General features: G+C 70.5%; 12 protein-coding genes. 6 read left to right on the top strand and 6 right to left on the bottom strand.

Going from position 1 to position 12,077, the window contains the following annotated elements; genetic code table 11:
• Complete coding sequence (locus RKD20_RS46210; RefSeq protein ID WP_424883000.1) at positions 1-1,005, bottom strand: thiamine pyrophosphate-dependent dehydrogenase E1 component subunit alpha; 1,005 nt, start codon at positions 1,003-1,005, stop codon at positions 1-3.
• A gap of 96 nt (positions 1,006-1,101) precedes the next feature.
• Positions 1,102-1,557 carry a VOC family protein gene (locus RKD20_RS46205; protein WP_424882999.1) on the bottom strand — a complete coding sequence of 152 codons (456 nt, stop codon included), beginning with the start codon at positions 1,555-1,557 and terminating at the stop codon, positions 1,102-1,104.
• 155 nt (positions 1,558-1,712) lie between these two features.
• Here RKD20_RS46205 and RKD20_RS46200 point away from each other — a divergent pair, with 155 nt between their 5' ends.
• The 4 genes from RKD20_RS46200 (at position 1,713) to RKD20_RS46185 (ending at position 6,031) form a co-directional block, all read left to right on the top strand.
• Positions 1,713-3,017, top strand: a complete 1,305-nt coding sequence (locus tag RKD20_RS46200; RefSeq protein ID WP_424882998.1) for an aromatic ring-hydroxylating oxygenase subunit alpha — start codon at positions 1,713-1,715, stop codon at positions 3,015-3,017.
• Between the two features lie 26 nt (positions 3,018-3,043).
• The gene (locus RKD20_RS46195; RefSeq protein WP_424882997.1) at positions 3,044-3,835 is read left to right on the top strand and encodes an SDR family NAD(P)-dependent oxidoreductase; all 792 of its coding nucleotides are present in this window, start codon (positions 3,044-3,046) and stop codon (positions 3,833-3,835) included.
• Between the two features lie 52 nt (positions 3,836-3,887).
• Positions 3,888-5,624 (top strand): PEP-utilizing enzyme, encoded by a 1,737-nt coding sequence (locus RKD20_RS46190; protein ID WP_424882996.1) that lies wholly within the window; start codon positions 3,888-3,890, stop codon positions 5,622-5,624.
• Between the two features lie 92 nt (positions 5,625-5,716).
• Complete coding sequence (locus RKD20_RS46185) at positions 5,717-6,031, top strand: putative quinol monooxygenase (protein ID WP_424882995.1); 315 nt, start codon at positions 5,717-5,719, stop codon at positions 6,029-6,031.
• Between the two features lie 55 nt (positions 6,032-6,086).
• Here RKD20_RS46185 and RKD20_RS46180 read toward each other — a convergent pair whose 3' ends face one another.
• Genes RKD20_RS46180 through RKD20_RS46165 form a run of 4 tightly spaced genes read right to left on the bottom strand, consistent with a single transcriptional unit; the run spans position 6,087 to position 9,057 of the window.
• Positions 6,087-7,112: an NADP-dependent oxidoreductase gene (locus RKD20_RS46180; protein WP_424882994.1), complete on the bottom strand. Its 1,026-nt coding sequence runs from the start codon at positions 7,110-7,112 to the stop codon at positions 6,087-6,089.
• 5 nt (positions 7,113-7,117) lie between these two features.
• Positions 7,118-7,333, bottom strand: coding sequence for a transposase (locus tag RKD20_RS46175; RefSeq protein WP_424882993.1), 216 nt, complete (start codon positions 7,331-7,333; stop codon positions 7,118-7,120).
• 6 nt (positions 7,334-7,339) lie between these two features.
• The gene (locus RKD20_RS46170; protein WP_424882992.1) at positions 7,340-7,666 is read right to left on the bottom strand and encodes a 2Fe-2S iron-sulfur cluster-binding protein; all 327 of its coding nucleotides are present in this window, start codon (positions 7,664-7,666) and stop codon (positions 7,340-7,342) included.
• Positions 7,651-9,057, bottom strand: coding sequence for an aromatic ring-hydroxylating oxygenase subunit alpha (locus tag RKD20_RS46165; RefSeq protein ID WP_424882991.1), 1,407 nt, complete (start codon positions 9,055-9,057; stop codon positions 7,651-7,653). The genes RKD20_RS46170 and RKD20_RS46165 overlap by 16 nt, the downstream gene beginning before the upstream one ends.
• Positions 9,058-9,425: 368 nt before the next feature.
• Here RKD20_RS46165 and RKD20_RS46160 point away from each other — a divergent pair, with 368 nt between their 5' ends.
• Positions 9,426-10,568, top strand: a complete 1,143-nt coding sequence (locus RKD20_RS46160) for a substrate-binding domain-containing protein (protein ID WP_424882990.1) — start codon at positions 9,426-9,428, stop codon at positions 10,566-10,568.
• The gene (locus RKD20_RS46155; RefSeq protein WP_424882989.1) at positions 10,565-12,076 is read left to right on the top strand and encodes a sugar ABC transporter ATP-binding protein; all 1,512 of its coding nucleotides are present in this window, start codon (positions 10,565-10,567) and stop codon (positions 12,074-12,076) included. Before RKD20_RS46160 ends, RKD20_RS46155 begins: the two co-directional genes overlap by 4 nt.
• The last annotated feature ends 1 nt before the right edge of the window (position 12,077 follow it).

Here is a 12,077-nt window from a genome sequence, read left to right as displayed (position 1 = left end):
TCATCCCGAGTAGACGTTCAGCAGCAGGTCGGCCGGGTCGGGCAGCGGGCTCGCCTCGGCGTACGCGATGGCGTCGGCGATCTCCTCGCGGGTGCGCTGCCATACGTCGTCCAGTTCGGCGCGGGTCGCGGTGCCGTCGGCGAGGGCCCGGGCCTCGATGAGGTCGATGGGGTCGCGGGACTTCCACTCGGCGACCTCCTCGTCCGAGCGGTAGGGGTGGCGCAGGCCCTTGACGCCCTGATGGTCGAAGAAGCGGTAGGTCTTGGCCTCGATCATCATGGGGCCCGCGCCGGCCCGGGCCCGCGCGACCGCTTCGGCGGCGGCGCGGTGGACGGCGACCGCGTCCATGCCGTCGACGATCACGCTGGGCATGCCGTAGGCGGCGGCCCGGTCGGCGACGTCGGTGAGCAGCATGTGCCCGGACTGCGGGGTGAACTCCGCGTAGCCGTTGTTCTCGCAGACGAAGACCACCGGCAGGCCGAGGATCGCGGCCATGTTGGCGCCCTCGTGGAAGGCGCCGATGTTGGTGGCTCCGTCGCCGAAGAAGGTGACGGCGACGCTGTCCTGGCCCTTGTAGCGGGCGGCGAAGGCGGCGCCCACGGCGATCGGGACACCTGCCCCGACGATGCCGTTGGCGCCGAGCATGCCGCGGCTGAGGTCGTTGATGTGCATGCTGCCGCCGCGGCCGAGGCAGGCGCCGGTGACCCTGCCGTACAGCTCGGCGTACATCTCGCGGAAGCCGACCCCCTTGGCGACGGCGTGTCCGTGGCCGCGGTGGGTGGAGGTGATCTGGTCGTCGTCGCGCAGGGCCGCCATCACGCCGGCGGCGACGGCTTCCTGGCCGACGTACAGGTGCAGGAAGCCGGGCAGTTTGCCCGCCTCCATGAGCTTTCCCGCCTCGGTCTCGAACAGCCGGATGCGCACCATGCGTTCGTGCAGGTCCTTGATGACCTGTGTGCTGACCTGCGCGGATTTCTTCGATGCCGTCGATGCTCGTTGAGCCATCGTCCGCCCCTTCGTCCGAGGGAGGTTGCCAAGCAATCGGACTTACTTGTGCCGGTCTACAGTAACCGGCTGGGGGCACCTTACTGAAGAGCGTCTCTAATTACTATGCCCGGGACCCGACCGGCGGCCGCGCCCGTCCACCAACTCGACGACGTTGCCCTCCGGATCGGCCCAGAAGCTGATCCGGCGGCCGTGCGCGGGGACCACGACGGGGTCCGACAGGGGCCGGGCGCCGACGGCCGCCAGCTCCGCCACCACCGGGTCCATGTCGTCGACATGGAAGGTGAGATACGACAGCCCCGGACGCCCCGCCGACCAGGGCGCCGCAGGTGCCGAGACCGGCACCGACCGGGGAAGGATCAACTTGACGCACCCCCCGGAGGGCACCCTGAGCCAGACCACCTCCAGCTCGCCGCCGAGCCCCGCGGGGCCGCCCACGGACTCCGGCACACGGGAGCGATGCTCGGGACGACAGCCGATCACGTCGCAGTAGAAGCGCTCCATCGACGCGAGGTCGCGCACCACCACACCCACCTCGAACGGCAGGGTCATGACCATCACACCCACCCCCACGGGACGCAGAGCGGCGACTTCGACACTTTCTATTGACAGACCACACTAAGTCCTGTTGCAGTTTCGGACACAGCCCAGCTGTCGCGTTACGAAGCCGGTCACCGGCTCGCGGCTGGGAGGATTGTGAGGACATCGTGGTCCAGACCAGTTCGCCGGAGCTCCGGGAGACAGCCGACGGGCGCGGCTCACCGGCCTCGGCCCCGCCGGCTGCGCCGACCCCCGAATACTCGTCGTGGATCAGCCAGGACCGGTCCACCGACCCGGCATCCGAGACGATGCGCCGGGAGGCGGCCGAACTCGTCGAGCGCGTGATGGCGCACTACCGCGACAACACCACGCACGAGGTCGAGGGACAGTGGACGGAACCCGTCTCGAACTACCTCGACGCCGGCCGCTGGCGGCGCGAAACGGACGCGGTCCACCGCAGCGTCCCGCTGCCGCTCGCCATGTCCAGCGAGCTTCCCGGACCGAACACCTACAAGGCGATCGACGTGCTCGGCATCCCCGTGCTGATCACCCGTGACCGGCAAGGCACCGTACACGCGATGATCAACGCGTGTCGGCACCGCGGGGCCAAACTCCTCGAACCCGGCTGCGGGGTGTCGAAGCGGCTCACCTGCCCCTACCACTCCTGGTCCTACGACCTGGCCGGGCAGTTGCGCGGGGTGTACGCCGAGAAGACCTTCGGCGAGGTACCCCGCGAGGGCCGCAGTCTCGTCGGGCTGCCGGCCGGGGAGCGTGCCGGAATCGTCTTCGTGTCCCTCGACCCGGCCGCCGAACCAGACCTGGACGCCTGGCTCGGGGATCTCCAGCCGCTCCTGGAGGGCATGCGCCTCGCGGAGTGCCACCACTACTCCACCAGCGAGCTGACCAGCCCCAACTGGAAGGTCACCCTCGACGGGTACCTGGAGACCTACCACTTCGCCTCGCTGCACCCCAAGACGGTGTTCGAGACGAACCTGTCGAACATGATGGCCCACGACACCTGGGGCCCCCACCAGCGCATCGCACCGGCCCTGCGCCCCATCGCGCGGGCGGCCGAACTGCCGCCGGAGCAGCGCGATCCCGGGGACTGCGTCGGACCCATCTACTGGCTCTTCCCGGGCCTCGCGATCGCCGGCGGCTGGCGCCAGAAGATCGCGGTCTCCCTGGTCCTGCCCCGCACGGCGACCGAATCGGTGACCCAGCAGATCATCCTGCTGCGCGAACCGGCGGTCACCGACGAGGAACGCCAGGCCGCCGACCGGTTCGGCGAATGGTTCCACGAGGTGGTCCGCGACGAGGACTACGCGACCACCTACGGAGTCCAGCAGGGCCTGAAGGCCCTCGACGGGACCGACTTCGTCTTCGGACGCAACGAGCCCGGACTCCAGCACTTCCACCGCACCATCCACGCACACCTGGAACAGGGCGCCACCGGCGCGAGAGCCGCCAGGTGAACTACCAACCACACTCGGAGAACACCATGGTGGCTACGGGCAGCCTCGACGGACGTGTCGCGGTGATCACGGGCAGCACGCGCAGCATCGGCCGCGCCATCGCCGAGGCCTTCCTGGCCGACGGCGCGACGGTCGTCGTCAGCGGTCGCAGCGAGATCAAGGGCAAGCAGGCCCTGGAGGAGATGGACGCCGGGGACCGGGCTGTCTTCCACCCCTGCGACGCGGGCCGCCAGGAGGACATCGAGGCCCTTGCGGACTTCGCCGCCGAGCGCTTCGGCCGACTCGACATCTGGGTCAACAACGCCGGCGGCAGCTCCGGCTTCGCGCCGATCCACCAGCTCAGCGACGAGGCGTGGCACGCAGCCCTCGACCTGAACGTCAACAACTACTTCTACGGCACCCGCCGGGCGCTGCCAAAGATGCTGGACGGCGGCTGGGGCCGCATCATCAACATCTCGTCCGTGGAGGGCAAGCAGGCCAACAAGCCCGCGATCAGCCACTACATCACCAACAAGCACGCCATCCACGGACTGACCAAGGCGACCGCCTTCGAGTACGGCACCCAGGGCATCACCTGCAACGCCATCTGCCCCGGCGCCGTGGACACCGACCTCATGCGGTCCGCGGGTCCCGCGGCGGCGGAGGCCGAGGGCATCTCGTACGAGGAGTGGCTGGGCCGGTTCGCCGAACATGCCGCCACCAAGAAGATCACCACCGTGGAGCAGATCGCGGCGGTCGCCTCGCTGCTCGCGAGCGAAGCGGGGGCGGGTATCACCGGCACGCTGATCAGCGTCGACGGCGGAACAGCGCAGTGGTAGGCGCGGCACGGGCACGGGCAGGCGCGGGTACGGACAGCGGGAGATCTCGGTCATGAAGAGCTGGATCACGGACTGGCAGCGCAGTGAGCGGCTGCCGCACTACACCCGGGCCAACGCCGGCGAGACCCTGCCGGACCCGGCCAGCCCGCTGGGCTGGACCCTGGTCTGGGGGCGGGGCCTGCAAGGGTGGCGCAACGGCTTCGTCGGGTTCGGCATCTACCGCGAGGAAGAAGTGGCCGGGCCCCGGCCGCCGTTCGTCGGGATGTTCGGTGGGCACTTCTATCTGAACCTGTCTCACATGCGGCTGTTCGGTATCCGCATGGGCCAGACCGCGGACCAGATCGACGCGGCCTTCGTCGGTCAGCGCTCCGACACGCCGGTGTACGTGGCGCACCCGGACGACCAGGACGAGGAGCTGACCGCCAAGGCGGGCGCGACACTCCAGCGGATGCTCGGCCAGGCCGGCTTCCCGGAGGCCGACGCCGACCGCGACCGGCTGCGCGCCCTGCGCCGCTCACGCCCCGACCTGAGCGCCCTGTCCGACGCCGAACTGGTCGCGCACGCAAGGTCGTTGCTGGACGAGGTGGAGACGACCTTCCAGCGGCACGTGGAGTCGTCGCTGCCCGCGTCGGTCGGACCGGCGATCCTCGGCCCGCTCTGTGTAAGCGTGGACCGGCCCGGTGCCATGCTCGACCTGATCGGCGGGCTGGGCGACGTCGACTCCGCCTCCCCGTCGACCGGGCTGTGGACGCTGTCCCGTCAGGTGGCGGCCTCGGCCGAACTGGGCACGCTCTTCGACCAGGGTCCGGCTGCGGTGGAGCAGGCGCTCGACTCCGCGACCGGCGATGTGAAGGCATTCCGGGACTCCTTCGAGGAGTTCCTCGCCGAGTCCGGCGACCGCGGCCCCAACGAGTGGGACATCCACGCTCGGTCCTGGGAGGCGGCCCCCGTCCAGGCACTGGCCCTGGTCGACCGGATCCGGCACAGCCCCGACGACGACTCCCCCGCCGCCCGCCGCACGCGCCTGACCGAGGGACGCGAGCGGACGGCACGGGAGGTCCGGGCCCTGCTGCCCGAGGAGACCCAGCCCCTGTTCGACGCGGGTCTGCACGCCTCCCAGGTGTGGATCCCGGCCCGCGAGCGCACCAAGGCGAACTGCGTCACCGTCGTCAACGAGATCCGCATGGCGATACGGGAACTCGGCCGTCGGGGTGTCGAGGCGGGACTGTTCGCGCGCCCCGAGGACGTGATGATGCTGCTGGACACCGAGCTCGACGACTATGTCGGCGCCCCGGAGTCCTTCGGCCCGGTGATCGCTAGGCGGCTGGAGGAGTACGCGGGGCTGCACGAGCTGGAGCCGCCGTTCTTCGTCTCCGCCGACGCGCAGACCGACATCGACAGCTGGCCGCGCCGCGCCGAGGAACGCACCCCGGCCGCAGTCGAGGGCGATGTCCTGGCCGGGGTGGGCGGCAGCCACGGCACCTACACCGGCACGGTCCGGGTGGTCACCGACCCGGCCTCCTGCGAGGCACTGGAGCCGGGCGAGGTGCTGGTCGCGCCGATCACCGACGCGGCCTGGACCCCGCTGTTCCTGGTCGCCGGGGCGGCCGTCGTGGACGTGGGCGCCCTCAACAGTCACGCCGTGGTGGTGTGCCGCGAGCTGGGCATCCCGGCGGTGATCTCCGTCGAGGGCGGGACGCGACGGCTGCGGGACGGCATGGTGATCACGGTCGACGGCGAGCGGGGCACGGTCACCGTGGACAGCGTCCCGGTACCGCTCAGCAGTTGAGTACGCCGCGGGCCCGTCACCATCTCCCCATCGGTGGCGGGTCCGCGGTCACGACCGCGAAAAGTCGCGTGAAAGGGAAACATGTGACGGGCATGGCTGAGGCAATCATCGTCGCCGGCTGGATGGACTACGAGCCCGGCGACCGCGACACGATGCTCAAGGCTCTCGCCGAGCTGGGCCGGCAGACCCGTGCGGCCGAGCCCGGCTGCCTGGACTACGCCATGACCGCCGATCCCGACGACGAGCGGCGCATCCGGGTGTACGAGCACTGGACCTCCCCACAGGCCCTCGACGCGCACTTCGCCACCCCGCACATCAAGGACTTCCGGGCGGCCGTTGCGGGGCTGACGCGGGTCGGGGTCTCGTTGACGGCACACACGGTCGCCGCTTCCCGCCCCATGCGCTGACGCACAGTGAAAGCGGCGCCCACCGCGAGGGGGCGCCGCTTCTGCCTTCGCCGACTCAGTCGTCCAGCCGCACCAGCATCTTGCCGACATTGCCGCCCCCGAGCAGCGACAACAGGGCCCCCGCGGCGTTCTCCAGTCCGTCCACGACCGTCTCGCGTGCGGTGACGCGGCCCTCGGCGAGCCAGCCCGCGACCCGTTGCTCGAACTCGGGGCGCAGGTCCTCGTGGTCGCGGACGATGAAGCCGCACAGGGTCAGGCGCTTGAGGACGGCCTGGATCAGATGGTTGATGTCCACGGTCCGCCGGTCTCCGCCGAACTGCGACATCATGCCGCACAGGGCGACCCGGCCACCGTTGCGCAGCGCGTGCAGTGCGGCGGCGAGCTGCTCGCCGCCGACGTTGTCGAAGTAGACGTCGATGCCGTCGGGCGCGATCCGGGACAGCGCGTCACGGACCGGCTCGGCGCGGTAGTCCGCGGCCGCGTCGTAGCCGAACTCCTTGACCAGCAGGGCGCACTTGTCCGGGCCGCCGACGGTCCCGACGACGCGGTCCGCGCCCAGCAGGCGTGCGAACTGTCCTGCGGCGGTGCCGACGGCCCCGGCCGCCGCCGAGACGAAGACGGCGTCGCCGGGGCGCAGCGCCGCGATGCGGGTCAGGCCCACGTAGGCGGTGAAGCCGGTCTGGCCGAGCAGGCCCAGCCAGGTGGGCAGCGGGGCGAGCCGGGGGTCGATGCGCCCGGCGCCGTCGGTATCCGCCGCGTCCAGTACGGCCCGGTCCCGCCAGCCGAGTTGATGGCGTACGTATGTGCCCGGCGGCACCGAGGCGCAGCGGCTCTCCTCCACCACGCCGAGGGCGCGGCCGTCGAGCGGTGAGCCCGGGGTGAAGTTGTGCGTGTAGTGCTTGTCGGTGCTCTCCAGGCGCCCGCGCATCGACGGGTCGACGCTCATGTAGAGGTTGCGGACGAGCAGTTGTTCCTCCCCCAGGGGCGGGAGCGGGCGGTCCTCGACGGCGAAGTCACTGGAGAGCGGCTCTCCGTCGGGTCTGCGCACCAGAGTGACCACCCGGGTGGTGCGGGGCGTCACGGTGTTCACCGCTCCGGCTGCGGGGGCGTACGGCGCTGGGCGAGGCGGCCGACCCAGCCGGCCATCTGCAGGTCGGCGTGGCGCAGTTCGCCCGACTGCCAGCGGGCCTGGAAGTCGAAGAGGCCCTGCGCGCCGGTCGCGGGGTCGGTCACCTCGACCAGGCCGTCCTCGGTGAGCCGGTACACCTGCCCGGTCAGGGGGTGGATCACTTGCTTGGACATGGGGCCTCACTCCTGCACTCGGCGGCGCACGCCGCGCTTGGTCACGGTCACCGGGCCCTCGACCCGGAGCCGGCAGGCGAGCCGGGTCAGGCCGTCCACCGGCCTGCGCAGGGCTTCGATGCCCTCGCGTTCCAGCGGGCCCACGGGGGAACAGTTCGCGGCGCCCTCGTCGACCTGGACGAAGCAGGTGCGGCAGGTGCCCTTGCCGCCGCAGACGGTGGGCCAGCGGTAACCGAGGCGCTGGGCGGCGGTGAACAGGTCCTCGCCGTCCAGGACGTCGAGCTCGATGCCGGACGGTCTGACCGCCACCCGGTGGCTCACGTGTCCATCCACCGGTCGAGGGTCCGGTTGAAGTGGCGGATGCGGCTCTCCTGGTAGTTGGCCAGGGTGATGCCCGGCTTGCGCATCGCCTTCAGTCCCTGCTGGACGTAGGGGAGGTTCTCGCAGTCCTGGTCGAAGACGGGTCCGAGCACGCCCAGTTCGGGGATGTCGGCGAAGAGCATGTCCTCGGGCACCCAGCGGATCCTCGCGGGGGCGGGCATCTCGCCGGGCTGCTTCGGGGACGACATGAAGATGATCTCGGCGGTGCAGGAGTCCGGGTCGAGGCCGTGGGGCCGGAACCGGTAGATGATGTTGGACTTGGCGCCGCCCCACGGGTTGAAGTTGGGGAACAGCAAGTAGTTGATGGCGTCGAGCAGTTCGGTGTCCGGGGTCTGTGAGAAGTCCTGCGTGGAGGTAGCCGCGAGCTGTGCGCGCATGCGCTCGGCGAGGACCTGGCGGGCGGTGCCGCCGGGCGGGATCGCAGGGAGTTCGTCGCCTTCCTGCATGACGAGGTCACGGCCCTGCGCGGCGGCGTAGAAGGCGCGCGAGTCGTAGAAGGTCTCCAGGACGTCCTCCTCCGTCACGGAGTCGGCCACGTGCGGGCTGGGCGCGCCCTGGATGTTGATCATCCGGTTCCAGTTCGGCTGGTCCGCCATGACGTCGTACTGCGAGTTGGCGTCGGCGAGCCACGGCAGCATCTGCGGGTGGGTGGCGATCACGTGGAAGGACTCGATGAACGCGTCCTGGGCGACCTTCCAGTTGCAGGGCAGCACCTTGGCGATGTGGAGCGACTTGTAGCGGTTCTCCAGCGGCCAGATGTAGTAGTCGTCGAAGGTGCCGCGGTAGCTGTCGAAGGATTCGGCGTACGGGTCCATGTTGATGAACACGAAGCCGCGCCAGGTGGCCACCTGGGCCTCGGGAAGGGCGAACTTCTCCGGGGTGACGTGCGGGAAGTCCCAGGCGCAGGGCGGGCTCTGCATGGTGCCGTCGAGGTTCCAGGCGAAGCCGTGGAAGGAGCAGCGGAACTCGCTGACGTTGCCGCCGCCGGTGCGCAGCTTGCGTCCGCGGTGCAGACAGACGTTGACGAAGGCGCGGATCTCCTCGGGGGCGGTGCGCACGACGATGAGGGAGTCGTCGCCGATCTCGTAGACCTCGTGGTCGCCGACCTCGGGAATCTCGCTCTCCAGGCAGGCGAACTGCCACACGCGCCGCCAGACCTGCCGCATCTCGCGTTCGGCCCATGCGCGGGAGGTGAAGCGGGCCGTGTCGATGTCCTCGCTGCCGAGGTGGTCGTTGTGCTCGTACCTCAGGGCGGCGGGCACGGGGCGGCTGTCCTGGTCGAGGTAGTCCTGGACGCTGGGCCCGGGGCATCGGGCAGTGGCCGGCTCCGATGTTTCGTCCATCATCTCTCCTCCGGCAGAAACTTTAGAAGGAGTGTAGTTACCAGTTACGGCCAGGAGCAACAGTCGAGCCGGTCAGCGACCCAGCGCTCTCCCAGGTCGTACCTCTTTCGGATGGGGAACCAGCAACTTTTTGCGACGACCCTCTCCCCACGACCGCCGAGGCGTGTCACACTCCGACCCACTTGAGGCTGTAGTGCCTCAAAAGTTTCTCGCGCCCGGGACGATCTCTGAGCGTCCCGGACCGGTGCCGTGGCGTTCCCGCCCGGCGCGACACGCCATCCATTCGCCTGACCGGAGCCGACCACCGCGGAAGCGGGGCGGCCCCGGCCCTCGACAGCACAGGCGACACACCACGGGAGTGCTCAACGATGAGTTCCAGACCCCGTCGCGCGGCCCGCCGCGCCCTGACCGCGCTCGTCCCCGTCACCGCGCTGCTCACCCTGGCGGGCTGCGGCAGCGGGACGACACCGGCCGCCGACTCCGCCAAGGCCGCGGCTCCGGACTCCCCCGGCCTGATCGCCGCCCGCAAGGCCCTGGCGACGTACTCCAAGCACCCGGACACGATCCCGGTCACCCAGCCGGTGGGCCGGAAGATCCCCGCCGGAAAGACCATCGACTTCATCCTGTGCGGCGTGCAGTCCTGCCAGGACCTGGCCAACTTCTTCACCGCGGGCGCCAACGAACTCGGCTGGCACGTCCGCCAGATCGCCACTCAGGGCACGCCGGAGTCCGTCCAGAGCGCCTACGAACAGGCACTGCGCGACAAGCCCGACGCCGTCGTCTCCTCCGGGTTCCCGCGCGCGGTGTACGCCAAGCAGCTCGCCCAGTTCAAGGCGGCGGGCATCCCCGTCATCCAGTCGAACGCCGACGACGTCGTGGGCGACGGTGTCTCCCTGCTCAAGAACGGGCCCGAGGACGTCGCCGTGCAGGGCGAGATGCTGGCCTCCTGGGTGGTGTCCGACAGTGACGCCCAGGCCGACACCGTCTACTTCGACCTGCCCGCCTACACCATCCTCAAGCCGGTCAAGGACACGTTCGCCGCCAAGTACAAGCAGTGGTGCGCGGGCTGCGGGCTGGACACCGTGGACGTGCCGATCACCGCGATCGGCAAGGACATGCCCGACCGCGTGGTGTCGTACCTGCGCTCCCACCCGAAGGTGACCCACGTCGTCTTCTCACTGGGCCTGCTCAACGTGGGCGTCCCGGCCGCGCTCAAGACCGCCGGCATCACCGGTAAGCATCTCGCCGTGAACGTCGGGGACGGGCAGAACTACCAGTACATCCAGAGCGGGCTCAGCGACGCCGCGATGGCCCTGAACTCGCACGAGACCTCCTGGCTCCAAGTCGACGCGCTGGCCCGCCAGTTCACCGGCCAATCCATGGACGTGGACCAGAAGGCGGTGCTGCCCAACATGCTCATCACCAAGGCCAACCTCCCCAAGACCCTCGGGGACTTCCCGATCGTCGAGGACTACCAGGCCCAGTTCAAGGCGCTGTGGGGCGTCAGTTGAGCGGGCCGCTGCTGCGGGTGGCCGCCCTGTCGAAGCGATTCGGCGGCACCCGGGCCCTGACGGACGTCGACCTCGAGGTGGCGCCCGGCGAGATCCACGCCCTCATCGGGCCCAACGGCTCCGGCAAGTCCACCCTCATCAAGATCCTCGCCGGGTACCACCACGCGGAGCCGGGGGCGGTGGCCGAACTCGACGGTGAACCCTTCGACCTGAGCCAGGTCGCGGCCTCCCGCCACGACCGGCTCCGCTTCGTCCACCAGGAGCTGGGCCTGGTCAACGAGTTGAGCGCCGTCGACAACCTCGCCCTCCGTCACGGCTTCGCCCGAACCGCCTTCGGCAACATCCACTGGCCGGAGATGGAACGGCGCACCCACGCCCTGGTCGAACGCTTCGGCCTCGGCATCGACGTACGCCGTCCCCTCGCGGCGGCGACGCCCGTCCAGCGCACGGTGGTGGCCATCGCCGCCGCCCTGCAGGGCTGGGAGGGCCGACGCGGCGTCCTGGTCCTCGACGAGCCCACCGCAGTGCTGCCGCCCGGCGAAGTGGCCCGCCTGTTCGACATCGTGCGCGAGGTCCGTGACGCGGGAGCCGGTGTGCTGTACGTCTCGCACCGCATGGACGAGATCTTCGCGCTCGCCGACCGGGTCACCGTCCTGCGCGGCGGACGCCGGATCGCCACCCGCCCGGTCGCCGACCTCACCCCGCGGTCGCTGGCCGAACTGATGGCGGGCGAGGAGATGGACACCGACCACCGTCCGCCACCCCCTGCCGGCGCCGGCGACCCCGTGCTGCAGGTGCGCGGCCTGTGGGCCGGGCCGCTGCGCGGAGTCGGCTTCGACCTGGCCAGGGGCGAACGCCTGGGCGTCACCGGACTGGTGGGCTCCGGCCACGAGATCGTGCCCTACGCGGTCTGCGGGGCCCACACCGGGAGGGTGAGCGGCAGACTGCGCCTCCCGGAACGCTCCGCACGGTGGACCGAGGCGCGTGACGCCAGAGCCCTGGGCCTGCCCCTGGTCCCGGCGGACCGGGCGGCCGAAGGCGTGATCGGCGACTTCTCGGTCGGCGAGAACCTCACCCTGCCGCTCCTCGACCGGCTGCGCACCCGCTCCGGTCGGCTGCGCCGACGCCGTGAGGCCGCCCTGACGGAGGACTGGATCAGCCGGGTCGACGTCCGCACGTCCGGCCGCACGGCCAGGATCACCACGCTCAGCGGCGGCAACCAGCAGAAGGTCGTCATGGCCCGCTGCCTCGCCCAGCGCCCGCCGGTGCTGACCCTGTGCGAACCCACGGCGGGCGTGGACATCGCCACCCGCCTTCAGCTCTACGACCTGATCGAGCGGCAGGCCGACGAGGGCACGGGCGTCATCGTGTCCTCCTCCGACACCCAGGACCTCCTCGCACTGTGCACCCGTGTCCTGGTGGTGCGGGACGGCCGGATCGCGCGGGAGATCAGCGGGCCGGACATCACCGAGTCCGCGCTCGTGCACGCCATGGAAGGAACCGAGTGAG

The organism is Streptomyces sp. SLBN-8D4, assembly GCF_049739545.1.
In the GTDB taxonomy this organism is placed as follows: Bacteria; Actinomycetota; Actinomycetes; order Streptomycetales; family Streptomycetaceae; genus Streptomyces; species Streptomyces canus_C.
Note: the sequence above shows the minus strand (reverse complement) of the source record. Positions and strands in the feature narration are given on the sequence as shown.